We start from the raw sequence: 25680 nt of genomic DNA on the forward strand, positions 1-25680 counted from the left end.
ATCATGAAGCAAAGACTTGTTGTCATAGGCGCAGGTATGGCCTCAGGCCGGGTGTTGGAACACCTGACCGAAGCCGCGCCGGATACGTTCGACATCACCCTGTTCAACGCCGAGCCGCGCGGGAACTACAACCGCATCATGCTTAGCCCGGTTCTGTCGGGCGAGAAAACCTATGAAGAGATCGTCACCCATGACGACGCGTGGTACGCCGCGCGGGGCATTGCCTGCCGCTTTGGCGAAAAGGTCGCGAAGATCGACCGCGAGATGAAGGTGGTCGAAGGTCAGAACGGCCACGTTCCCTATGACAAGCTGGTGATTGCGACCGGATCTAACCCGTTCATGATCCCTCTGCCAGGGCATGATCTGGAGGGTGTAATTGCCTACCGCGATCTGGAAGACACCATTCAGATGATGGGCATGGGCCCTGACAACAAGGTGGTCGTGATCGGCGGCGGCTTGCTGGGGCTCGAGGCCGCCGCGGGTATGGCTGCCCATGGCGTTGACGTGACGGTGGTGCATATCATGGGCCACCTGATGGAGCGACAGCTGGACGAGGCCGCAGGCTACCTGCTGAAGAAATCGCTGGAAGACAAAGGCATCAGGATTTGCCTGCAGGCGGACTCTAAAGAAATCCTCGGAAAGGACGGAAAGGTCCGCGCGCTGCTTCTGGACGACGGGACCGAATTGCCATGTGATCTGCTTGTCATGGCCGTGGGTATCCGCCCCAACACAGCTCTGGCGCAAGAGGCTGGGCTGACCACCGGGCGCGGTATCCATGTGGATGACCAGATGCTGACTTCGGATTCGGATGTCTTTGCGGTAGGTGAATGCGTCGAACATGACGGGGCGGTCTTCGGTCTTGTCGCGCCGCTTTACGATCAGGCGAAAGTGGCTGCGCAGGCTTTGTTGGGTGAAGAGGCTGCGTTTGCTCAGAAAACCCTATCGACCAAGTTGAAGGTCACCGGCTGCGATCTGTTCAGTGCGGGGGATTTTGCGGATGGGCCGGGGCGCGAGGATATCGTGTTCCGCGACCCCTCGCGCGGGGTCTACAAACGGCTTGTGATTGAAGAGGATCGGCTGGTCGGCGCGGTCATGTATGGTGACACCACTGATGGCAGCTGGTTCTTTGGCCTCATCAAAGACGGCGCCAGCGTAGAAGAAATGCGCGAGACGCTGATCTTCGGACCCGCATATCAGGGGGGCGACACTGCGGACCCTCTCTCAGCCGTTGCAGCATTGCCGCATGAGGCGGAGATTTGCGGCTGCAACGGCGTATGCAAAGGTGACATCGTCGAGGCGATCAATGCGGGGGCGGGTGATCTGGGCGCGGTGCGCACGACCACAAAGGCTAGCGCATCCTGCGGAACTTGCACAGGATTGGTTGAGCAATTGTTGCAGGTCACTCTGGGCGACGCGTTCCAGATGCCTGCCGCGCAGCCGGTCTGCGGATGCACCGAACTGACTCATGAGGATGTGCGACGCCTGATCAAAGGGCAGGAGTTAAAAAGTCAGGCTGCCGTCTGGCAGGAACTGGGTTGGACGACGCCCAATGGCTGCCATGTCTGTCGGCCCGCGATCAACTACTACCTGCTGGCCGACTGGCCGCTGGAATACCAAGACGACCCTCAAAGCCGTTTCGTCAATGAACGCAAACACGCCAACATCCAGAAGGATGGCACGTTCAGCGTTGTACCGCGTATGTGGGGCGGGATCACCACGCCCGACGAACTGCGCGCAATTGCAGATGCGGCGGATAAATACGATGTTCCCACCGTCAAGGTCACGGGCGGTCAGCGGATCGATCTGCTGGGCGTCAAAGGCGAAGATCTGCCCGCCATGTGGTCAGACCTGAACAAAGCCGGGCTGGTCTCTGGCCACGCCTATTCCAAAGGTCTGCGCACGGTCAAAACCTGCGTCGGCACCGATCATTGCCGGTTTGGTACTCAGGACAGCACCGGGCTTGGCATAAAGCTTGAAAGAATCCTGTGGGGGTCGTGGACGCCGCACAAGCTGAAGCTGGCCGTATCTGGCTGCCCTCGAAACTGTGCCGAGGCGACCTGCAAGGACATCGGCGTGGTCTGCGTCGAATCTGGCTATCAGATCAGCATCGGCGGGGCCGCAGGGATGGATGTCAAAGAGACCGAGCTACTCTGTCAGATTCCCACCGAAGAAGAAGCGGTCGAGATCGTGATGGCCGTCACGCAAGCCTATCGCGAAGGCGGCAAGTATCTGGACCGTTTATATAAATGGCTGGGTAAGGTGGGCATGGACTGGGTCAAGGTGCAGGTCGTGGACGACCTTGAAAATCGCGCGGCCCTCGTCGCGCGGTTTGAACTGTCGCAAAACATCTACCGCAAAGACCCGTGGGCCGAACACGTCAAAGAAAAAGCGCAAACCTACGCGCCAATTGCAGATTTCACACTGGAGGCCGCAGAATGAGCTGGATCGACATCGGACATATCGACGAGGTTCCCTTGCGTGGGGCGCGTCTGGTCAAGACGCATATCGGCTGCATCGCTGTCTTCCGTACTGCCGAGGTGGAGGTCTATGCCGCGACCAACAGCTGTCCGCACAAGGGCGGTCCTTTGTCTGAGGGTATCGTGCACGGACAGTCGGTGACCTGTCCTTTGCACAATTGGGTATTTGACCTGAATACGGGCGAGGCGCAAGGCGCGGATGATGGCCGCATCACCATCTATCCCGTGCGCATTGAAGACGACCGTATCCTGTTAGACGACAGCGCAGTTACCCGGCGGAGCGCCGCCTGATGGACGGAAGTGGTCTGCCCGAAGTTCGCTCGACTTGCGCCTATTGCGGGGTCGGCTGCGGTGTGCTTCTGCGGCCCGATGGGGCCGGAGGCTTGACCGTTCGCGGCGATCCGGATCATCCAGCGAATTTTGGGCGTTTGTGCTCGAAAGGATTGGCTTTGGGGGAAACAGTTGGGCTGGAACATCGGTTGCTGGCTCCTCGCGCCTTCGGCCGAGACACAAGCTGGGACAACGCGCTGCAACTGGTCGCAGATCGGTTTTCTGCCGCAATCAAGAACCATGGACCGGACAGCGTGGCATTTTACGTCTCGGGGCAGTTGCTGACAGAGGATTATTACGTCGCCAACAAGCTGATGAAGGGTTTTATGGGGTCGGCCAACATCGACACCAATTCTCGACTGTGTATGGCGTCAACTGTGGCCGGACACAAACGCGCCTTTGGCACAGATACCGTGCCCGGGACTTATGAGGATCTGGATGAGGCTGATTTGGTTGTCTTGGTTGGCTCAAACCTCGCATGGTGTCATCCCGTTCTCTATCAACGCGTCATAGCTGCGCGTCAGGCGCGCGGTACGAAGATTGTGGTTGTCGATCCACGTCGAACAGCAAGCTGCGATCAAGCAGATCTTCACCTGGCGTTGCAACCCGGCAGCGACGTGGCGCTGTTCAATCTTCTGCTGACCAGAATTCACCAATCGGGGCATGTGGCACCGGATTTTCTGGATCGCAGCGTAGGGTACACTGAAGCCCTCGAACTCGCACAGCTTGATGAACCGGATGAGACCGGACTTACCCCAGGTGAAATCGAAGCGTTTTGCGATCTGTGGATTGGAACCGAGCGGGTTGTTACGATTTTCAGTCAAGGCGTAAACCAATCCTCCAGCGGAACAGACAAAGTCAACGTGATCCTGAACTGCCATCTGGCTACGGGACGCATCGGACGCGCAGGGATGGGCCCGTTCTCGGTTACCGGTCAACCAAACGCCATGGGTGGTAGAGAGGTCGGCGGTCTGGCCAACATGCTTGCGTGTCACCTAGATATCGAAAACGAGGCCCACAGAGCAGCCGTCCGGGACTTTTGGAAAGCGCCCATCCTGCCAGAAAAGCAGGGGCTCAAAGCTGTCGACATGTTTCGCGCCGTTAAAGATGGACAGATCAAAGCACTTTGGATCATCCACACCAATCCAGCGGCCACGATGCCGGACGCCGATCGAGTCAATGCGGCGATCAAAAACTGCCCATTCACCGTCGTAAGCGACCTGACTGCCCAAACAGACACCGCGCGTCTCGCAGACGTATTGCTTCCAGCAGCAGGATGGGGCGAAAAAAGCGGCACAGTAACCAATTCCGACCGCATGATCAGCAGGCAACGCGCCGTTCTGACCCCTCCGGGACAGGCACGTGCGGATTGGGATATCTTGGCAGAGGTTGGCCGCCGCATGGGTTGGGCCGAGGCCTTCAGCTATGAGTCTGCAGCGCAGATTTTTAGGGAATATGCGAACATGTCCTCGCTTGCCGTCTCATTTGGCAAAGACTTTGAGATTGCTGGCTTTTCGGACATCAACGACGAAGATTATGATGCGATGTGCCCGACACGATGGCCCACGGCATCGCGGAAAACTGACGGTCGTTTCTTCGGAGACGGGCAGTTTTTTCATCCTGATGGCAAGGCGCGGTTTGTGCCGGTCACCCATCGAACGCCCAAGGCAGAGCCATCAGAACGCTACCCTTTCCTGTTGAACACAGGGAGAAATCGGGATCAGTGGCACACCATGACCCGATCCGGATTGTCGCCTCGTTTATCGGCCCACCTTGCCGAGCCCTATTTGGAAATGAACCCAAAGGACGTTGATCAACTGGGGCTTGGTCCTGCCGATTTGGTCGAAGTTAGTAGTTCAGTCGGAAGCGGCATATTTCGGCTTCGCATTACGGAATCTATTGCGCGTGGCAATGTGTTTGCGCCCATTCATTGGACCGGAGAAACGGCACCGTCGGCCCGTGTAAACGAGATAATTCCTAGTGTAACTGACCCGATTTCTGGTCAGCCGGAAAGCAAATCAACAGCGGTATCTGTTCGACGTATGAGAGCAGCATGGTACGGTTTCGCCGTTTCAGCCGATGCAGCGTTCCCTGAAGCAGAGTATTCGGCGACAGCCAGAACAACCAACGGCTACAGGATGGAGTTGGCAGGGAACCAGATTATTGAAGACTGGGAAAAGACCGCTCGCGTTTGGTTTAGTTTACCGGATGCAACGGCGACTTCAGTAGAAGATCCCAAACGCGGCTCTTATAGAATTGCGCTGTCAGACGGTCAGCGCATTCTGGCAGTGCTCTTCGTCTCGCGCCGACCTATCACCCTGATGCGAGACTATTTGGCAACTTTGCCTGAGGTAACGCCTCAGCAGATTCTGTCTGGCCAGTCATCTGTTGATTCTGAGGACTGCGGCCCAATCGTCTGTTCGTGTTTCGAAGTCGGGCTAAAAACCCTTATCCGCGCCATTCACGACAAGTGTTTGATCAATGTGGACGATATCGGAGGCGCCCTTAGTGCGGGAACGAACTGCGGTTCATGTCGGCCAGAGTTGGCTGACTTGATCGCCGAGCATTCGAAATTGATCCGCGACAAGCCGAAGAAATCTCCGCAAGAACAATCAGCGTAGACTCAGGGTTAGTTTGAACAGGACAGCGGTCCGCATTGATTGGCGCTCAAAGAAAGCGCGGGTTCCAATCACTCTTTAGCACAGATCCAATCGGGTATTCCTAACCGGTTCAAACATTTTGGTCATACGATGCCTTCGCGCTGTGCATCGGATCCACACCCCTGTCCCAGTTTCGTATGACGTTCAACAGGAATGTCGGGCGACACATAGTTTTTCCAGTCTCCGACATCTAAGCCTTTGATTTTGCCTTAGTTGCCATTTCAATAGTGCACACGTTTTTCCATTTGCGTCTCAAAGCCCTTTCATCATGTCGGCTGAACTCTAAGAGAGTTTCCATTCGCCTAAAGTGTGGAATATATCGAGAGAAAACCCAAAGCAAAGATCGCATCCAGAAAGCGATGTCATTCTTTTTGAACTTTATTTGTGTTCTTTTGTCGACTGCCTTCGCCACTACTGCAGTTGTAGAATATCCGGAACGCAAAGTTTTCTTTTTGCCGGCATTTTGTCCGCACCATCCGATCGTTTCAGTCGCTTGGGACCGTCTTTTACCTTGATCTTCGGCTTCGCTAGTGGGCCCTTCAAGGTCACGGGCCAGGGACTCTTCGAAAGCGGTTCGCCAATCTTGCGGGGCTGCAGGTTTAGGTCCAAAACCTTGCCCGCTACATTAACACCGCCAAAGACGACGACTTGGACATGATCTGTCTCCAATGTGGTTTGTTTCGTCGAAATATTTCCATTCGAAATACTAATCGGTGCACGCAAACATATGATCGGAGCAATCTTTTGTTTCTCTTTGGTAAATACCCAAGGTAGCACCCCTAGCCCTGCCAGATCCAAAAGCTGGGTCTCGATCGAGCCGTCACGCATTGAGACCGTGGCATTGCCGTTCATGCTGTTGGCAAAATGCTTAGGTGAATCGGTTCCGCCGGTCACCGAAAAATCTGCATAGATGGTACCGCTTGCACCCTTTTTGAAGTTCAGGTTGTGAAGAATTTCATCAAGCTGCCAGCCGCCTGCTGTGCCGGTCAGCGTGAGCAGATGCGCGTCGTTCGATAGATCCATTTGTCCGCTGACATCGAAATGAGCACCTCCGTATTCAAAATTCAAAGGTCCGGCCTTGAGTTCATTTTCGTTGAGCGTCAGTTCACTCTGCAAACTGCTGATGCCTTTGGCACCCTCTATGTGCCGAAGGTCAACGTCGACATCCATATCCATACCGGACAAGAGAATTGAACGCCCAATAGGTTTAAGTGTTACGTCTCTTAGAGGACTAGTGTCGCCGGATTCCTCAATGACGTCTTCCTCGTCGGGCTCAGGACCGCCTATTTTCCTCAATTGTGCAGCGGCCTGAACGATGGTTCGGATCTGATCTATCTTTATCAAGTCACTCTCTATGGAACCCTGTAGTACAGGATCACTCGTTGCATCATCAAGATCGGCCTCAATTTGCAAGACAGAGTCAGCAACCTTGACTTTGGCATTCGCATCCCAATTGGCTCCTTCGCTGGCAAGGCCAATTTCAAAGTTAGCCTGCCCAGTTTCCACCCGATCAAGCGATAGGGCTTCTAACAGGTCCGCTCCGGAGGGGACTTCTACTTGAATTGCCAAATCCAGGTTCTCGAATTTGAGCACATTTTTTACAGAGCCATGCACCTCAAGGTTCCAAAGTTCCGTTTTGCTTGTCTGGCCATCCAAATTTGTCAGCGAAAGCTGATTGATGTCGCCGTTCAAATGAAAGTTACCAGAAAATCGACCAAGTTGATCATCCGGTCCCAGAAGCTCTGGTGAGATCAAGCTGCTTGCGGGTATATCCATTAACCCGTCGGCCGATATGCCTTGAAATTGCAACGCGTCTTCGACGGAACCGTTCAAAATGATAAATGGATCAGCAGGGTTCCCAATTCTCAAATTGATGTTTCCAACACTCAAGGCGCCTTCGGGTGTTCTGGAAAGCTCGGAAAACTTAATCGGGGGCGGCCCTTCACCAGAGGTATCCAATGTGAACCCGTTGGTTTCAATGACCATTTGCCGCTGCGGGACCTGCCCGGGTACGCTATCGATAACCATGTCAACTGCTATTAGTTTTAGATCATACCGCGACGCGGCTGGGGCGGGTTCAGCATCTTCAGGGTACAACCGAATGCGGGTTGTCAGGGATACGTCTTCTGGGTTTCCCAACTCTCCGATTTGTCCCGTCAGCGAAAGGCTTTGCCCACCATCCAATTCAGTCAATACAGCCAGGTCATCAATCCGGGCTACGCCGTCGACTGATTTGAATGTTGCACTAATGCTTCCTGAACCCTCCAGAACGCGGTTGAGTTTCAGGATATCAAGAAGCTGACCAAGTTCGGCAACCTCTATGGTCGTATTCACTTGTAGCCCGTTCTCTTGAGGGACTTCTTCGGCGGCAATCGCAATCTGTTCGAAGTTCACCGCGACCTGAAACGGGTCGTCCGCGGGAATGCTCGCGTTCAGATCAAACTTCTCTCCATTTAGTGAACCAGCCCCAACCGCGGTCACAACGTCGGTTTCCGTATCACGCTTTAAATTCAGCTCAGGAAGCTGCAGATCCAGACCAAGCCCGTTTAGATCGTTCTGGTAAAAAACGGTGACATCGGTCAGGTCAATTTCGTGGTCCGTTAGAATTCCAGCCACAGACAGGTTTGCAGGTTTGGCCGGATCCCCGGCTTTAGTGCCCATTTGGGAAGCGGACTGCCAGTTTCCGACACCGTCTTTGTCCGTGATCAAGTTGAGGTGAACACCCGAGAGAGAAAGCTCACTCAGCGACAATTTGCTGTTCCAAAGGTCGCGGGCAGAAATATTGAACTCAAGTTTGTCGATTGCCGCCAGATTCGCTTTGGTCTTGATCGCGCCGGGTAGTACCAATCCCGCTGCGGATACCTGCAGTTGCCGACCAAGGCCTAGACGCACTTCATCTTCTATTAACACGTCCTGATCAAGTTTCTTCGAGATCAGGTTTTCAACAAAAGTGGTTCTGACAGAAGAAAACAACGCAGAGGACAGGAAAAGCCATGCCACAACAACCGCGACGAACGCGACAGCGCAACAAACCATTACACCTTTTGTGATGAACCGCACGCTTTTCTCCTAAGGTTCTGATTCCTTTCTTGGGCAGACTAGACCAATAAAGCATCATGTTAATGGAATATGTGGCTTCTTATTTTGCTGAACCCTAAATGACCTTGACCATTTAGCCGACTTCTCTTGCGGAATTGGTCGGGCGGCCAAGAAACGGTTAAAGGACTAAATTTAGGATGTGCTGCTGATCCAGTTTCAAAATAGCTGACTTGAAACGCGTTTAACGTTTCATAAACGAGCACATTGCATTAGCTTTGACGACTGCGCCTGGACGCCCCAATTAAACTAGACGCGGTTAAAATGCTTCAATTTCCCACATCCATCTAATTACTGTTATATGTGAATTCTTCAAACGACGGGGACACAATGAATTCGCTAACTAGAATAACACGTGGGATAGGCGTCGCTTTCAAGGACGGTAGAGTGAAAGGCCTTCTTGCCTTCACAGTCGGAATGATTTTATGGGCCTCGGTCTTCTACCACTTTGTCGAAGGTTGGAGTTGGCTAGACTCGATCTACTTTTCCGTAGTGACAATTTCGACCGTAGGGTTCGGTGACTTCTCACCTGAAACTGCGGCGGGGAAAATCTTCACAATGGTATATATCATTGTAGGCTTGGGTGTTTTCGTGACTGCGGCGACCACAGTGGCAGATACAATCTTGTCCCAAGACGACGAAAAAACGGACAAATAGATTATCCCAAATTAAGGCAATTTGAGTTCATGCGCAGGTATCAGTGCGACCGCGCATCTGAAGCCGTGCCTCGGATTCACTCGTACCTTCAAACTGATAGATGATCGCCGAAAACTCAAAAAATATACATATTACGTTTTTTGAGTGTATTGTTTGGAAAACAGATAGTGGAGGGATGGAATGGAAAAGACCCAGGACGCGAAGATTGTCGACCTCGCGATACGATTGCTCTTTCTCGGATTATTCCTCTACAGCGCCCTGGTCATGGTGGCTCCGCTTGCAAGTGTGGTTATCTGGGCAACGATACTCTGCGTCGCGCTCTACCCGGCATTTGATTGGCTACAATCCAAGCTAGGAGGGCGGAAAAAGCTTGCCACAACGATCTTGGTTTTGTTGGGCCTTGTTCTGACCCTCGGGCCAGTCGCAACTGCGGTATCTGGAGCCGCAGAACTTGGGTCTGAATTCGCGGAACAAGCAGACAAGGGTGAATTGAAAATCCCCCCTGCGCCCGAGGGCCTCAAGGAATTGCCGTTGGTTGGAAATAAAATCTCCGATGTCTGGGGAATGTTTGAGCGCAATCTTGACGGCGCGCTTGCAAAATACGGCGCGCAAATCCTTGAGATAACCAAATCGCTCTTCGGAAAGGTGCTGGGCATTGGTATCGGGCTTCTTGGCTTAGCTCTGTCCGTATTGATTATGGGGGCATTGTTCAGCCCGGGGCCAAATTTGGTCCAGGGTCTTCAGCGCTTTGCCAATCGTGTCTTTGCACCACGCGGCGGTGAATTCGTGACACTGGCAGGTGCAACGATCCGGAACGTTACAAAAGGCGTGATTGGCGTAGCAGCCATTCAGGCTGTTTTCGTTTGGATACTGCTGGCTTTGTTTGGGATTTCTTCGGCCGCCACACTGGCATTTGTCTGCCTCATACTCTCAATTATCCAAATCGGGCCCGGATTGGTTCTTATACCGGTAATTATCTACGCATGGAGCTCCATGTCTGGCGGAACTGCTTTGATCTTCACCATACTGGCCGTTCCAGTCATGATAATGGACAGTTTCCTAAGACCTGTGTTCATCTCAAAAGGCCTTGAGACTCCCATGTTGGTCATCCTCATCGGTGTTCTCGGAGGTATGATGGCGTACGGGTTGATCGGCGTTTTTATGGGGCCGGTTCTCTTTGCTGTCTTCTATGAGCTGTTCAAGGTTTGGATTGATGCATCGCCCGAAGCCGATGACGCTGCTGAAGGTGCGTTGAAATGAGAAAGACAATATGGACAACCCTCGCTGTCATTCTGTTTTTTCTTGTTTGGTACTTGGTCGCTGATCGAAAAACGCCATTTACCGGGAACGCCAGAGTAAAAGCTGTGGCCACCCAAATCGTGCCTCAGGTAACCGGAACGGTAACGGAAGTTTTGGTAGAAAACGGCCAAGTCGTTTCGGCAGGTGATGTTCTGGTTCGAATAGATTCCAGACCCTACGAAATCGAGCGTTCAAAGGCGGAAGCTGATCTTGAAGCGGCGACCCAAGAAGTGGGTGCGTCTTCGGCAGAGGTAAGTGCGGCACAAGCCAAACTCGCAAGGGCGCAGAGCGATCTGGATACGATGCGCATTCAGACGGAACGTGTATTTGCGCTCGAAAAGAAAGGTTTGATTGCCGTCTCAAAGGCCGATGATGCACGAGGACAACTGGCAGAATCTGAGGCAAACTTTGAGAACGCAAAAGCTGATCTGGAAAAAGCGAAGCAAAGGCTTGGTGACGATGGGATTGAAAACCCGAAAATCCAGCGCGCACTGGCGGCCTTGGCGGATGCGGAACTGAACCTTGAATGGACCGAACTGCGTGCTCCGGCGACAGGTGTCATTTCTAATCTGCTGATTGCCCCCGGAACGTATGCGCGATCCGGCCAGGATCTTTTGACGTTTCTGGATGCAACCGACGTCTGGATCGAGGCGTATTTTACCGAAAACAATCTGGGAAGAGCTTCAATAGGGTCTCCGGTTGATGTGGTGTTGGATATGCATCCAGGTAAGATTGTTCCGGGCGTCATTGAGAGCTTTAGTGCTGCTGTTTCTTTGAGTGGCGGTGATGAGCCGGGGCAATTGGCGAGCCCGCCAAGCACCAAGGGATTTTTGCGGGAGCCTGAAAGGTTTCCGGTCAGGATTGTTTTACCCGGCTATGAAGCTGGAAGTGCCGAAGACGATCTTCGCTTTCAACTGAACGGGCAGGCCGATGTGATCATGTATCTAAGCAACAACTCGTTGCTGAACCTCGTGGGCCGCGCCTACATCCGCGTAGTTTCAATCTTCTCCTATGCGTACTGAGGATCAAAGCTCTGTCACCCGGCTTGCGCTGGGTGTTACGGGTGTCTTTGCATTGGGCCTATTTCTTGGATGGCCCCTTGCCGTTGTTGGGGCGGTATTTACTGCCCTTTTCCTTCAAGCACCTGCAGCACTACCTTTGGCAGCATTTGGTAAGCTGTTTGTCTTCTCGATTGGATTGATGTTCATTTCATTCCTTTTGTCGTCAATCTTCTCACCTTATCCTCTTGTGTTTCTCATTCTGGTGGCCATTGGAATAATCCTGTCTTTCATTTGGTCAGTTTCCGGTGCCGGAGTATTGCCGGGTGTCATCGCTCTCATGGGGGCGTTGATGATTCCGAATTTGGTGCTGCAATCACAGGATCTGGCTTTGGTGCTTGTGTATTGGATCCCGTTGAACCTGCTGTTTGCTGGCTTCGTATCGACGCTGATGTTCGTGTTGATACCCGCTGCACCTCAAACGGCACCTCAAAAGAAAGCTGCAGCATCGCCGGACTTCGACTCACATCGCCGAATAGTCAGGATGTCTCTTGTCACAGTGCCCTTTGCTATGGCGTTCTTTATTTCCGGCGCTTCTGCTTTGTTGGTTCTGTTTTTTGTCGCCCTGCTGAGCCAGCAACTTGCGGCAATGCCTGCTGCAGGCAAAGCAGTTGCAAAAGCAATGCTGACGGCAAATCTACTTGGGGCGGCAGTCTCCATCATATGCTATGAAATAAACGTAATAGCTCCGGTTATTCTAACCCCCATTCTGCTGTGTTTTTTCTTTTGCCTAACACTCGGAGCACTTGGAAAGTCAAAAGTCCCGCTCGCCGCCGCCGCCGGTTCCGCTATTACAACAGCTCTGATTGTATATGGCGGTTCGGTTGCGCCGTTTTCAGACGAAGCTGACGTCAAGAGCATCACTCGTGTATTGCAAGTCGCCAGCGCCGCTTTCTTTGTAATTATCGCATATGTCGTGGTGGATGAATTCTGGCCAGAAAAAGAGCGCCAGGCGACTCCATGAAGTTAATTGCGATAAAGCTTGGCGCTGAAACCAGCAGAGTTCCCAGTTTGACCGATTTTTGCAACCATCGCTCGAATTGCAGCGCCATGGCAAACCGCGAACATCGCTGAAGCGGTTTTATGTCAAGCGATCTCTGGTTGAGTGATGGCTGTTCGGTGGAGCGAATACGAAGGGCTGCCTCGCTGACGAAGTCGACATTGCCGCTTTGGGCGCAAACGTCCTCGTTTCATTCTGCGATCAAGCTGCTCTCATCCTTGACGATGCGCAATAGCACATCTAATCAAAATTTATCTGCCAACCGGCACGACCCGGCCATTAGACAGCGTTTCGTCAGGACGACCTGATACAACCGAGGTCGAAGATGACAACCAAAAACAAGCATGCAAAGAAACTGATCGAAGGTAGACCCGCACTGATCGTGATCGACATTCAAAAGAGCACATTCATTGATGATCGCGAAGTGCGCTCGATTGATAGTATGCCCGGCTACAGGGAACGCATGATCGCAGCGCGCGATCTGGTAGACGCAGCGCAAGAGTACAAGGTGCCCGTCATCTTCATTCAGGAGGTGCATCGTTCCGATCACATCGACTTTGGCAGGGAGCTGGATGGCGATGAGGACATACACTGTCTCGAAGGCGATCCGCGGACGGAAGTTGCCAAAGAAGAATTGGGACATCGCGTCGGCGACTATCTGGTTCCGAAAAGACGTTATTCTGCGTTTTTCGGAACCGACTTCGAAATTCTATTGCGCGGCCTGAAGGTGGATACTCTGATACTATGCGGAGGGCTGACTGATGTCTGTGTGCACTACACGTTCGTAGATGGCCGCCAATCAGATTACTTCTGCCGCGTTGTAGAGTATGGCGTCAGCGGGTCATCCATCCAAGCCCATGAAGCTGCACTCAGAGCAATGGAATATTTGCAAACCGGCGCTGTTCAGAACCGTAAAACAGTGATCAAGGCAATCTCGTTGCTCTAACTTGCCATTGAGCTTTCCAACAGCAAAGTTGTTAGAAACTAAACCCGATCTGACCATTCGCCATACGCTGGGAAGTTGGTAGGGTTGAGCTTGGTGAAGCCGCTCGGAAGAATTTCGAGAGGGCCGGTTTGCGTAGCAACCAGCTGCTCAGTTTTTGGGTGGTTCGTAGGGATCGGGCGTTCCCGGTGGAATCGGAGGGTATTCCTCGAAGGTAGCGATGTGCTCTTGCAGCTGCGGAAGCGCCTTTTCGACCGCCCACGTGTAAGGGAAAAGTACACTTTCGCGCTCGTGTGGATCGTTCAATAGATTGTAGACCCTTGGTGTGTCGAAAGACTCCGTTGCACCAAAAGCCGTCGTATTCTCTTTGAAAAGAACTTTCCAATCCTTCCATTTTACGCCGAATATTTGCTCTCCCATGTAAACGATCACGCCTTCTCGGTTTGAATTTGGCTGGACACCAAGAAAGAACTTCGACTGGTCGATACCATCAAAGGCCCTGTCATCAGGCACCTTGCCGCCTGCAAATGCCGCAAGTGTCGGATAGAGGTCCATCGAATGGACAACATCGTTGCTTGCTGAACCCGCGGGAATCTTACCCGGCCACTTGATCGCAAAAGGCACCCGCATGCTTCCTTCGAGGCTGGTGAACAGAGTGCCACGCCAGGGCCCGGCGGTGCCATGTACCGCTGGCACGGGCGAGACATTTGCGTTTCCAACCGGAAGAGCTTCGGGGCCATTGTCAGCAGTAAATATCACCACAGTGTCGTCGGAAACACCTGCCGCCTCGATCGCATCAACGATGCGCCCGACATAGGTATCCGTTTGAAGCAGAATATCGGCCCAAACACCATTACCGGTGGCGCCATCAAATTCCTCGGACGCGATATTTGGATAGTGAGTCTGAGTATAGGCAAGATAGATAAAAAACGGCGCTTCTTCGGCACTCTTCGCTTTGATAAACTCGATAGCCTTTTTCGTCAGGTCGCCGTCTATCTCGCCGCGATAGTCGAGATCGTAGTCCCGCGCGATGGTTGCTGGCTCACCTGCAACACCCTGCATCACAACAGGCTCTTCCAAGTTGGCTACAGCAAATCCCGGAAGCGTGCGCCAGACTGTAACGTCAGTGGTCTCAACTCCGAAAAATTCGTCGAATCCTTGATTCGTTGGATATCGTCCTTCGGTCCAGCCAAGGTGCCACTTGCCGTACATGGCCGTTTTGTATCCCACATCCTTTAGCATCTCGGCCATCGTGATTTCCCACTGAGTTAGGCCGTAGACACCGCCGCCTAGTGGGACCGTGTGGTTGCCGCTGCGGATGCCATATCGTCCCGTCATGGTCGCTGCGCGGGACGGCGTGCACTGGCTTTCCACGTTGAAGTTCGTGAGTCGCAGTCCCTCCGCAGCGAGGGCATCCATCTCGGGGGTCGCTGTACCTCGGATTATGCCGCCTCCATTGAACCCGGGTTCACCCCAACCAAAATTATCTAGAAATATGAATACGATGTTTGGTTTATCTTGAGCTGAAGCGCCCGTGGCAAATAGAAGGGATAAGGCCAGCAGGAATGTTCGCGACAACCATTTCATAACAACACCTCCAATCAAGATCACAGGTTCAAGTCTGACGATCCAGGCCACAAGTCGTCAAGAACACCCACTCGTTGCGGTATTTTCTCACAACGGCTGAGCGTTAAAGAATTGGGCGAAGCTGCGGTCCGATTTTGGTCAAACTTCCCCCGGGGTCCTTGTGCAAAACTAAGAAAAACTGTTGTTTTCCTTGACGAACAGCCGGCTCAGATGTTGCCATGGGCTGGCATTCAGCTCGGCTGGGAGGTTCAAATGAAGTTTTTTCTGACGACATCGACAGCAATAGTTTCCGTAGCATTCATAGCAAGTTCTCCAAATGCTCAAGAGGCCGCTCAAGGTGGGCAAGTTGGAGAGATGACCATATCAGTAGATGATATGCGTGAACCCGCGCCTGCTGATTTCTCACCCTATGCGGGTCGAGACTTTCCTACACGCCCGCTGTGGGGTGACACTCACCTGCACACGTCAAATTCGCTCGATGCGCGGGGATTTGGCGTCATTCTTAGCCCCGATGATGCGTATAGGTTTGCACGTGGTGAGGAAGTCACCACCTCGCATGGCCTCCGTGTGCAGTTATCACGCCCGCTCGACTGGCTTGTCGTATCCGATCATTCTGATGCCATGGGTGCAATGAATGAAATCATCGCGGGAAATTCCACGCTGATGCGCGATGCAACGCTCCGAGACTGGAGCGAACGCCTCAACGCTGGTGGGGACGTTGCGCTTGGTGCAACAATGGAAGTTATTGAAACCTTTGCGGGCATCACCGGAGACGCTCTTCCCGAGGCTGTTTCAGATCGCAGGTTCGTACAATCCGTATGGGACGAGTTCACGCAAACTGCAGATCATCACAACGCCCCCGGCACATTCACTGCGTTCATCGGATACGAGTGGACGTCCACCGAAGCTGGCAACAACCTCCACCGCAATGTGATCTACCGGGATGATGCCATTCGCGCGCGGCAAATGCTGCCCTTCACAACCGCTGAAACCTTTAATCCAGAACGGCTATGGGACTGGATGGAAACTTATGAACTAGAGACCGGCGGCCGTGTGCTGGCCCTTGCCCACAACGGTAACGTCTCCAATGGCCTGATGTTTCCTGTCGAGACCAACCCTGAAACGGGTGAACCTTTGACAGAAGATTACGCAGAGCGGCGTGCCAAGTGGGAGCCGATGTACGAGATCACCCAGATCAAGGGCGATGGAGAAACCCACCCGTTTCTCAGCCCGAATGATGAGTTCGCGGACTATGAAACCTGGGATAAGTCAAATCTGGGTCCGACACCCAAAGAAGACTGGATGCTTCAGTACGAATACGCGCGAGAGGCTTTGAAGAATGGTCTTAAACTAGAGGCTCAACTCGGCACCAATCCATACAAGTTCGGAGTAGTGGGCTCGACCGACAGCCATACGGCTTTGGCAACGGCGGAAGAAGACAATTTCTTTGGCAAACACTCCGGTGTCGAACCGGAACCTGGCCGTTGGCAGCATGTCGTTGGCGAGTTCGATACGACAAGGATTCTTGGGTGGGAAATGGCAGCCTCAGGTTACGCTGCAGTCTGGGCAGAAGATAACACGCGCGAAGCGATATTCGATGCCATGGAGAGGAAAGAAGTATATGGGACGACTGGTAGTCGCATCGCAGTTCGCTTCTTTGGTGGCTGGGACTTTACTGAAGCTGATGCAAAATCTCGTTTGCCCGCCGACGTCGGATATGAAAAAGGCGTTCCGATGGGTGGGGACCTCGCAACCGCTACAGAAGGCGCGGACGCCCCGACATTCCTGGTTGCTGCCCTGAAAGACCCGTTTTCCGGCAATCTCGACCGTATTCAGATTGTGAAAGGCTGGTTAAATGCCAACGGCGACACTGAAGAGCGGGTTTATGACGTGGCATGGTCGGGAGACCGCGAACCTGATGCGGACGGCAACCTACCGGCGGTGGGGAATACCGTGGATGTTGCAACGGGTACGTTTACCAATTCGATAGGATCCCCGGAACTGATCACTGTTTGGACGGACCCTGAATTCGATCCTTCTGTGCGGGCTTTCTACTACGCCCGCGTCCTGGAAATTCCCACACCGAGGTGGACAATTCACGATGCCGTTCGGTTCGGAGACGAATTGCCTGCTGAAGTGCCGACCTCAACACAGGAACGCGCTTACACTTCGCCAATTTGGTATACTCCCGGGGGGTGAGGTTAATAAACCGACTTTTTCTACTACAAATAACCAGAGGCAATCGAGGCGCTGACGTTAGGCCAGTTCCATTGTAACTAGTGTCAGCTTTGGGCTCCTTTGAGACATTCGCCGCGTCCCGCATAAGTGTCAGGTTTTGAGTTCTCGGAGCGCAGGCCTTAGATAAAAGCCACAGGACTTTGCTGAACGGGTTTTATGTGAAGCGATCTTTGGTCAAGTGGTCAGTTCCCTGCGGACCAAACGAACCATTACTTCAATCGCCGGATAGCGGTCGATGCCAATCAGGATCAAGGTTGGACGAATGACTTTGGGGCTGATTTTTGAAGTACTTGGCGGAGTTTGGTCTGGTCAACCCCAAACACCACCCCACACTCAAGCGTTATTAATCTGACAAAACCTTTCAGTTGTGCTCTGCTAAGAAAGCCAATGCGTCTCTCTCGAAACGCGGCCACTCTGGGTCGTTGTCCGGCATGGCATGGTTAGAGCTTTCGTAGGCGATGAACTTCGCGTTGGGCAATCCCTTAGCGAACAGTCGCCCCTGATCGACCGGTTGCATCCTGTCTCCCGTCGCATGACAAACTAGGCACGGCACCTCAATCTTTGACAATGTTTTCTGGATATCAATTTGGTCGATCACATCGCGATACCGTCCCATGTTTTCGGGCGAGATCATTTGGCTCATGTCTTTTGCATATTGCCGCCGGGCTTCTTGGCTCGCGCCTGGCACAATGATCTGCGCCATCAAATCGCGTAGAGACGGATACTCGTCGTCCCACCCTGCAGTCATCATGTGTTTCATAGCCAGAGCCCGCTCCACATCCTTCGGAGACTTACGTTTTGCTCGTCCTACTGGGAAACCACCGATCATAACAATTGCCGAGACCCTGTCTGGTCGACGGGCTGCAAAGGCGGCGGCTACAGCAGACCCCTGTGAAATCGCAAGGATTGGCGCGCGCTTTAAACCAGCCGCGTCGTAAACGGTTTCCAAGTCATCGACGAACCTATCGAACGTGCAAGTTTCTGCATCCCAGTCAGAAAGACCGTTGAGCCGTGCATCAAATCGAATTAGTCGGTGATGTTGCGCAACCGAAGTGCAAATCGGAGCCACCGCAGGATTGCGCCAGTCCAGTTCTAGATGTCCAATCCAACTTGGTGCTTTAACAACCGGGGATCCGTCACCCACTACGCTCCAAGCCAGACTAATGCCGTCATCAGTTTGACAGTAGCGGATTTCTTGTGTTTTGGCGAAATCAACTCGTGACTTTGATACACCTTCATCAGTGAAATTAATCGACAATACCTCAATCGGCTGTGCAATACCTTTGAGTGTCCGCAGTCCCTCTCTGTGCAATCGGTTGGCATAATCCGACCCGGCAAGATCGCAGAGTACTTTTGAGACCAGAATGCCACCGGGTTCAGCTGCCGCTTGGAGACGTGCCGCAATGTTTACGCCGTCTCCGAAGATATCTTCACCGTCCACAGTGACATCGCCTACATGCAAGCCTGCTCTAAGCTGAATGCGTTCTGGAACCAAATATGGATGGTCTGGCTCTCTAAGGTGGGATTGAATCGCGATTGCCCCTTCGAGTGCGTGACTCGCTGACGGAAATTCTATTAGTGCCCCATCGCCAAGAAGTTTGACCACCCGGCCATGGTGCTGTCCGACGATTGGTGTCACCAAATCGCGGTACAGCGTGTTCAGTGTTTTGAGCAGTGCCTTTGAGCCACCCTGCATCATCCGACTGAAGCCGACGACGTCGAGAGACAGGATTGCAGCAAGGCGACGTTGGCTCATGGTTATTTCCCGCAAGATTGCTCGAAAACTCTACCACGCCCATAAGATGTTAGAATCGATAACTTGTCAGAAGGCGTGTTTTTTGCTTCGAGATTACCGTTCGCAAGGTCTCTAAAAGTCGGAAAATCGGAGATACAGTCACGTAAAGTGCCTGCAGATACGTCTTTTTGCGAAAGGCCGTTTTGTCCGAGTCTCTGTCCTTGCCTCGATCTTGATGAGCTTACGCAGACGGAAGAACCGGACCTGAAAGACTGAAACCTCGAACCGGAGACAGCCAAGAACCGCATAGCGAAGACAGGCGTCATCAGACAGAAGCGCCCACATGACAACAGTGAGCGCAAATCAGCTAAAAGAATGAGCAGGTACTCCATTTCTCGCCAAATTGCGGCGTCGCTATCGACTCAAGGCGTTCCATGATAAACTTAGCGAATTTAGTGGGGGGAAATCCCGATGGAGTACTACGACCTCGGCGACTACACTCGTAAGATTTCAACGTCGTCAGATAACGCTCAGAGATGGTTTGATCGGGGCTTGGCGTGGACATATGCCTATAATCACGAAGAGGCGATAGTTTGCTTTCAAAAGGCTCTTGCCGCAGACCCCGATTGTGCGATGGCGCATTGGGGCATCGCGTATTGCATCGGACCTAACTACAACAAGCCTTGGGAAACTTTTGAGGACGACGAGAAGCCCGACTGCATCGCATTGGCAAGTGCATCAATCGAAGCCGCTACCGCGCTTTTAGATCGATTGACACCAATTGAACGTGCCTTGATCGAGGCGATCCCATCCCGCTATCCGAGTTCGCCAGACGTAGAGGATTTCAGACCCTGGAATGATGCCTTTGCTACCGCAATGCGCAAAGTCCATGCCGAATTCAGCAATGATCTGGACGTGTGCGCCGTCCTTGCCGAGGCTATCATGAACCGGACGCCTTGGCAGCTTTGGGATTTACCGACCGGGAAGCCAGCCGAAGGCGCAGACACGCTTGAGGCAATTGGCGTGCTCGACACAGCGTTCTCCTCTCTTCCTGGCGCATGGGAACATGCTGGGCTTCTGCACATGTATATCCATCTGATGGAAATGTCCCCACACCCCGAAAGGGCGCTGCGCCATGGTGATGCGCTCAGCACACTGATTCCGGACGCCGGGCACCTACTGCATATGCCTACTCATGTCGACGTTTTGTGCGGTGACTACATGAACGTGGTGCTTCGCAATCAAGCGGCCATCGTTGCCGACAGGAAGTTTCTGAAGCACGAAGGCCCCGACAACTTCTACTCCGTTTATCGCTGCCACAATTACCACTTCAAGATCTACGGAGCGATGTTCCTCGGACAACCGAGTGCAGCGATCGAAGCGGCGGAAGAATTGATTGCGACATTACCTGCGGAGACCCTTCGCCCCATGGCCGACTGGTTCGAAGGTTTCATCCCTATGAAGCAACATGTTCTGATCCGGTTCGGACGCTGGCAAGAGATACTCGATCAGGACCTGCCAGTGGATGAAGAGCTTTTCTGCGTCACTACCGCCATGATGCGGTACGCGCGAACCGTTGCCTTGGCGAACCAGCACAAGATCACTGAAGCCGATGGTGAAAAGGTAAAGTTTTATGAAGATTTGGATCGGGTGCCTGAAACCAGAATGCTGTTCAACAACACGTGCCTCGACATCTTGAAGGTTGCTGAGCAAATGATGCTAGGTGAGCTAGCCTATCACAAGGGAGAGCACGAGAGCGCTTTCGAGCATCTTCGTAGATCGGTCGAGATTGATGATGCGCTGCCCTATGACGAACCCTGGGGTTGGATGCAGCCCACTCGGCATGCGCTCGGCGCTTTATTATTGGAGCAAGGCCATATGGTGGAAGCGGAAAGCGTCTATCGCGCCGACCTTGGTCTGGATGCAACGCTTAGCCGGGCCTGCCAGCACCCAGGCAATGTCTGGAGCTTGCACGGCTTGTACGAATGCCTGACTCGGCGCGGTGAAACGGTTGAAGCGCCCCAAATAAAACTACAACTGGACAAGGCCGCTGCCCGAGCCGAAGTGCCAATCAAAGCATCATGTTATTGCCGGCACAAGGCTTTGGCAGCCGAGTAATCGGCTGCCAGAAGGACAGTCTGAGTCAAAAGCAACATCTACTTTACCCGCAATGCGGGCTTCAAATCGAGTTGGCCGAACGGCCGCATAGAATCCAAAACTCTAAAACGCAGCGCCCTAGCCGATTGCCGCTATGCAGCAATATCGTTGACTCTGCTCTCTCGGGTGTCTTATCGCTGTTGTCATGATGAAATCGTTCTTTGCACTCCAGGACTATTATCCTCAGCTTCGATAGCTGCGGGTGCTTCATCATTAGTTTCCGCTGCCCCTGACAGCGGTCAACAAACAATCGACCTTGTGCCGGGCGGCAAATTTAAAGGTCGAAAAATGAACAACAACAGAAGAAATCAAAACACTTCACTAGGTATCGTGGGGTTTGGTGCGTTCGGACAGCTTGCAGCCCTTCATCTTAGCCAGCACTTCGAAATATCTGCTTACGATCCGTCCCCAGACGTTGCCAAGGCCGCAAAGCAACTCGGAGTACGTCTGTCATCATTATACTCAGTATCGCAGGCTGACGTGGTCCTCATTGCTGCACCAGTGTCCTTATTTGAGCAAGTTGTCAGCGAGATCGCGGCTGCTTGTAAGCCCAGCGCGCTGATTGTTGATGTAGGCTCAGTAAAGGTAGTTCCCTCGGAAATCATGCGGCGGCGGCTACCGAACGATGTAGACATAATCGCGACCCACCCGTTGTTTGGTCCTCAGAGTGCTGCGACAGGTATTAAGGGTTTGAAAATTGCCGTCTGCCCCATTCAGGGAAGGCAACATGCCAGACTTGCTGCGTTTTTGCGCAAGACACTGGGTCTGACTGTCATCATGACAACTCCAGAAGATCACGACCAAGAAGCGGCAGTAGTTCAAGGGCTCACGCACCTCATCGCCAAAGTGCTTCTGCGAATGGGACCGCTGCCAACGCGCATGACCACGAAGAGTTTTGACTTGCTGTCTGAGGCGATTTCCATGGTTCAGCACGATGCGCCAGAAGTATTCGAAGCGATTGAGAAGGCCAATCCCTACGCCGAGACCGTGCGACGACGGTTTTTTGATATGGCCGCAAGTCTGAGTGTAGAGCTGGAGGCAGCATTTGATTACACCGCCAACAACAAAAACGGACATTGATTGAGCGGCATCTGCAGCGAATGGCGACTTTGTGGCCACAAGTATTCTTTGCAGTTCGACAGAATGGCATATTCGCAAATGGCGGCAGGCTTTCGTCCAAATCGTTTTCCGTTTTTGAGCCAGCGGGATTTCGACAAGCCCAACCCCCCTGGTCATCAGGAATAATACGCTGCCTTCCCCCACGGGCAACACTGTTAGACAATACCGTGTCCTCGGCTGTGCCTGCAGGCCGCACTACCATTATCGAATAGCATTGCCTCGCACCCTTCCGCGTTCGCCATTTTGGCAGATCAGCAGGAACAGGCGCTTTCGGCGTCTGATCTGCAATTCAGTCTTGATTCTCTCAAAGGGAAGTCAGGAATAATGAAATCGGTCTAGGTGCTGGATGAAGGAACCGAGGCGAAAATGGTAAGGTTCTTTCGCTGGTGGCAGAACTATGTGTTGCCCGACAAGGAACCTGTGGCGGACCGAGGAGCAACTCAATATTTTTTTGTATCTATCTGTGAAATTTTTGTAAAAATACCCATTACAAGATGCATACCACCAAATATACCACACTGATTATGAGAACTGGCTTGTCGAAGCCTTACGTTCGAGCATGACGGACCGACCGGGAATAACGTAATATAACAGACACTCGCGCAAAGTGCAGCGAACGTCGGCTTCGAGCCCGCTTCGACCAATGCTGCGCGATGCTCCAATGACATCAATGCGCAGAAAGCCGAAGTCGGCCGCTTTCGAGGCGGCCTAAAGCAGTGCACAGTTACCCAATTGGATGGCTACCTGCAGCTGCGTCAGAGCGGCCGTTCTAAGGCCTCCAAATTGAGCAGGAGCGGTTCTTACTTGATTAAGACTGCCCCCCTATGAGTTTCGACTACATCCCAGAAAGCCCAGCATTAGTGTTCAATAGAAACTGTCGGAAAATCGGGCTGCTTGCCGCCCCAATCCCGCGGGCGTTTTCTCCGACAGCCGCAGCTTCTACAACCGGAGGAATCAAACCGCGTTTATCTTGGTTGACTAGGTAACGACGAACCCGTGAGACCAACTCCTCCCGTATTTCAGATGGGAATGCGCCGTCGATAAAAATTGCCTCAAAGTCGATGACTGCGCAAATAGACAGCGCAGCTTTGGCCAGTTCCTGCGCGGTGGTACCGATCCATGGTTCGACATAGCGAGAAATGCTGCTCCAGTCCTGCGGCTTTTTCCACAAAATTCCCGGATCAACACCCGCTTCTATCAACCTGTCCTCGAGCAGGAACAGCGATGCAGTGTCAATCAGTTGCTGGCTTTCACCCAAAGGACCCGTCGTTCGCATGGCACCCAAGGCACCGGCATTGCCTTGGTTGCCCTCAAATACGGTGCCATTCAATGCAACGCCTCCGCCAATCATTGAGCCTATGAAGAAATAAAAATAGTCTCGATACTCAGCCCCGCGGCCATAGAGGTGCTCCGCGTGACACGCGGCAGTAGCATCATTGACCACAAAGACCGGCAGTTCGCTGAACTTGGCCACCTCGGAAAAGAAGTTCACGTTTCTCCAGGACCTGAATTTCTGAGCCGCAAGCCCAGAAAGGTCGTGCCACTTCCACAGCTCGAACGGTGTTCCGATTCCAATCCCGCATACACGGTCCCGAAGTTTCTGGGGTTCATTGGCCAGAAGCTCTTCCAATCCTACCTCCAGAAACCCGAACACTGCTTCGGGTAGCGGGTAGTCATAAGTCGTCGAGAGCTGTTGACGTGGCTTACCGGTGAAGTCGATCAAAAGAAGATCGGCGCTGCGGCGACCGATCTTCATTCCCACCGACAGAATGCCTTCGGGATTGAGCTCCATGGGGATCGAAGGTTTCCCAACTTTGCCCTTCAACGGCGTCCCACGTTTGAGAATCTCGTCCTTTTCGAGCTTACGCAGAATGATCGACACGGTCTGGGGTGACAGGCCCGTCAGCCGCGCGACGTCCGCCCCGGCAGCAGGTCCATGCCGTTGTAAAACCGTCAGAATGAGGCGTTCGTTATGATCACGAACACCGCTTTGGCTTACCCCGCCGGTTAGTATTTTCAACGCCTCTCTTTCCATAACCTTAAACATAAACACCTTGTTTTCTTATGAAAAGATACGTGGGCAAATTAATAAATAAACTTTATTTATTTATTGACACAGAGGCTAGAATCACGGTTTCTTGAACGGGACCTTCATTGGAGGATGGAGGCCCGCCTTGTCGCTATTCCGCGCGGGGCCACAACAATTTTCTGGGAGGACAACATGAGAAATCTACTCAAGCTCGCCGCATCCGCGACTGCGCTAACTTTGGCCGCTGCATCCGCGCAAGCGGCTGGTGAAACCGTCTGCCTGATTACCAAGACCGACACCAACCCCTTTTTCGTTAAGATGAAGGAAGGCGCAACCGCCAAGGCAGAAGAGCTGGGCATGACGCTCAAGGCGTTTGCCGGCAAGGTTGATGGCGACCATGAAACTCAGGTTCAGGCCATTGAAACCTGCATTCTCGATGGCGCAAAAGGCATTCTGCTGACAGCATCCGACACCAGCTCAATCGTTCCTGCGGTCAAACAGGCGCGGGATGCGGGGGTTTTGGTCATTGCGCTGGACACGCCGCTTAGCCCGATTGACTCAGCGGACGCGACATTCGCGACGGACAACTACAAGGCCGGCCTTCTGATCGGTCAATGGGCTAAGGCCAAAATGGGCGACGCCGCAGCCGATGCCAAGATCGCGACGCTGGATCTGAACGTCAGTCAGCCGACAGTGGACGTTCTGCGCAATCAGGGTTTCCTCGACGGATTCGGCGTGGACTTGGCGGACCCGAACGTCATCGGTGACGAAACCGATGCGCGTCTGGTTGGCAGTGACGTGACCGACGGCAACGAAGAAGGCGGCCGCCGCGCCATGGAAAACCTTTTGGCCAAGGATTCATCCATCAACGTTGTTCACACGATCAACGAACCGGCTGCTGCGGGCGCATATGAGGCGCTGAAATCCATCGGGCGTGAAAACGACGTACTGATCGTTTCGGTCGACGGGGGGTGCCCCGGCGTCCAAAACGTCGAAGCCGGTGTGATCGGGGCGACAAGCCAACAGTACCCGCTGTTGATGGCTTCGCTTGGTGTTGAGGCCGTGAAGAAATGGGCCGAAGAGGGCGTGAAGCCCGAAAACACACCCGGCAAGGACTTCTACGACACGGGTGTGGCACTCATCACTGACCAACCGGTTGATGGGGTCGAGTCGCTGTCTGTCGCAGAAGGCCTGGATCTCTGCTGGGGCTAAAGGCAGCCCTACAAGGTGAGGCGCGCCGTAGCGCCTCATCAATCCTTTCACCAGCAAACCTAAACTTCCTGTAAACTGATTTC

Annotated in this window: 16 protein-coding genes; 12 read left to right on the forward strand and 4 right to left on the reverse strand. The window is 53.1% G+C overall.

What is annotated here, in order from left to right:
- The first annotated feature begins 3 nt into the window (after nt 1-3).
- The 3 genes from nirB to AC2TEM_RS16610 are packed head-to-tail and all read left to right on the forward strand — an operon-like array spanning nt 4 to nt 5428.
- On the forward strand, nt 4-2439 hold the full coding sequence (gene nirB, locus AC2TEM_RS16600) for a nitrite reductase large subunit NirB (protein WP_170424680.1): 2436 nt from the start codon (nt 4-6) through the stop codon (nt 2437-2439).
- Nucleotides 2436-2768, forward strand: a complete 333-nt coding sequence (nirD, locus tag AC2TEM_RS16605) for a nitrite reductase small subunit NirD (RefSeq protein ID WP_170392822.1) — start codon at nt 2436-2438, stop codon at nt 2766-2768. Before nirB ends, nirD begins: the two co-directional genes overlap by 4 nt.
- On the forward strand, nt 2768-5428 hold the full coding sequence (locus AC2TEM_RS16610) for a nitrate reductase (protein WP_170424677.1): 2661 nt from the start codon (nt 2768-2770) through the stop codon (nt 5426-5428). Before nirD ends, AC2TEM_RS16610 begins: the two co-directional genes overlap by 1 nt.
- Nucleotides 5429-5878: 450 nt before the next feature.
- Here the strand turns inward: AC2TEM_RS16610 and AC2TEM_RS16615 are convergent, their stop codons facing one another.
- On the reverse strand, nt 5879-8527 hold the full coding sequence (locus tag AC2TEM_RS16615) for an AsmA family protein (RefSeq protein ID WP_170424675.1): 2649 nt from the start codon (nt 8525-8527) through the stop codon (nt 5879-5881).
- A 423-nt stretch (nt 8528-8950) separates the two neighbouring features.
- Here AC2TEM_RS16615 and AC2TEM_RS16620 point away from each other — a divergent pair, with 423 nt between their 5' ends.
- The 5 genes from AC2TEM_RS16620 to AC2TEM_RS16640 all read left to right on the forward strand — a co-directional run bounded on the left by AC2TEM_RS16620 (nt 8951) and on the right by AC2TEM_RS16640 (nt 13523).
- On the forward strand, nt 8951-9220 hold the full coding sequence (locus tag AC2TEM_RS16620; protein WP_480439390.1) for a potassium channel family protein: 270 nt from the start codon (nt 8951-8953) through the stop codon (nt 9218-9220).
- A 180-nt stretch (nt 9221-9400) separates the two neighbouring features.
- Nucleotides 9401-10480 (forward strand): AI-2E family transporter, encoded by a 1080-nt coding sequence (locus AC2TEM_RS16625; RefSeq protein ID WP_170424673.1) that lies wholly within the window; start codon nt 9401-9403, stop codon nt 10478-10480.
- Nucleotides 10477-11541, forward strand: coding sequence for an HlyD family secretion protein (locus tag AC2TEM_RS16630; RefSeq protein WP_170424671.1), 1065 nt, complete (start codon nt 10477-10479; stop codon nt 11539-11541). The genes AC2TEM_RS16625 and AC2TEM_RS16630 overlap by 4 nt, the downstream gene beginning before the upstream one ends.
- On the forward strand, nt 11531-12541 hold the full coding sequence (locus AC2TEM_RS16635) for a DUF2955 domain-containing protein (protein WP_170424669.1): 1011 nt from the start codon (nt 11531-11533) through the stop codon (nt 12539-12541). Before AC2TEM_RS16630 ends, AC2TEM_RS16635 begins: the two co-directional genes overlap by 11 nt.
- Before the next feature lie 361 nt (nt 12542-12902).
- Nucleotides 12903-13523, forward strand: a complete 621-nt coding sequence (locus tag AC2TEM_RS16640; protein ID WP_170424667.1) for a cysteine hydrolase family protein — start codon at nt 12903-12905, stop codon at nt 13521-13523.
- A 147-nt stretch (nt 13524-13670) separates the two neighbouring features.
- Here the strand turns inward: AC2TEM_RS16640 and AC2TEM_RS16645 are convergent, their stop codons facing one another.
- Nucleotides 13671-15107 (reverse strand): arylsulfatase, encoded by a 1437-nt coding sequence (locus tag AC2TEM_RS16645; protein ID WP_170425274.1) that lies wholly within the window; start codon nt 15105-15107, stop codon nt 13671-13673.
- A gap of 252 nt (nt 15108-15359) precedes the next feature.
- On the opposite strand from AC2TEM_RS16645, the gene AC2TEM_RS16650 reads away from it, so the two are divergent.
- Complete coding sequence (locus AC2TEM_RS16650; protein WP_170424665.1) at nt 15360-17306, forward strand: DUF3604 domain-containing protein; 1947 nt, start codon at nt 15360-15362, stop codon at nt 17304-17306.
- A 400-nt stretch (nt 17307-17706) separates the two neighbouring features.
- Here AC2TEM_RS16650 and AC2TEM_RS16655 read toward each other — a convergent pair whose 3' ends face one another.
- Nucleotides 17707-19101, reverse strand: a complete 1395-nt coding sequence (locus tag AC2TEM_RS16655) for an alpha/beta fold hydrolase (protein ID WP_170424663.1) — start codon at nt 19099-19101, stop codon at nt 17707-17709.
- A 450-nt stretch (nt 19102-19551) separates the two neighbouring features.
- Between AC2TEM_RS16655 and AC2TEM_RS16660 the strand changes: the two genes are divergently transcribed.
- Nucleotides 19552-21198, forward strand: coding sequence for a hypothetical protein (locus tag AC2TEM_RS16660; RefSeq protein WP_170424661.1), 1647 nt, complete (start codon nt 19552-19554; stop codon nt 21196-21198).
- 147 nt (nt 21199-21345) lie between these two features.
- Nucleotides 21346-22317, forward strand: a complete 972-nt coding sequence (locus AC2TEM_RS16665; RefSeq protein ID WP_480790545.1) for a prephenate dehydrogenase/arogenate dehydrogenase family protein — start codon at nt 21346-21348, stop codon at nt 22315-22317.
- An 874-nt stretch (nt 22318-23191) separates the two neighbouring features.
- Here AC2TEM_RS16665 and AC2TEM_RS16670 read toward each other — a convergent pair.
- A complete protein-coding gene (locus AC2TEM_RS16670; RefSeq protein ID WP_170402926.1) occupies nt 23192-24391 on the reverse strand; it encodes an ROK family transcriptional regulator in 1200 nt (399 codons plus the stop codon).
- A 186-nt stretch (nt 24392-24577) separates the two neighbouring features.
- Between AC2TEM_RS16670 and AC2TEM_RS16675 the strand changes: the two genes are divergently transcribed.
- Entirely contained in the window at nt 24578-25597 is a 1020-nt protein-coding gene (locus tag AC2TEM_RS16675; RefSeq protein WP_170392952.1) for a sugar ABC transporter substrate-binding protein, read from the forward strand.
- Nucleotides 25598-25680 lie beyond the last annotated feature (83 nt).

It is taken from the genome of Ruegeria sp. HKCCD3925 (genome assembly GCF_057221175.1).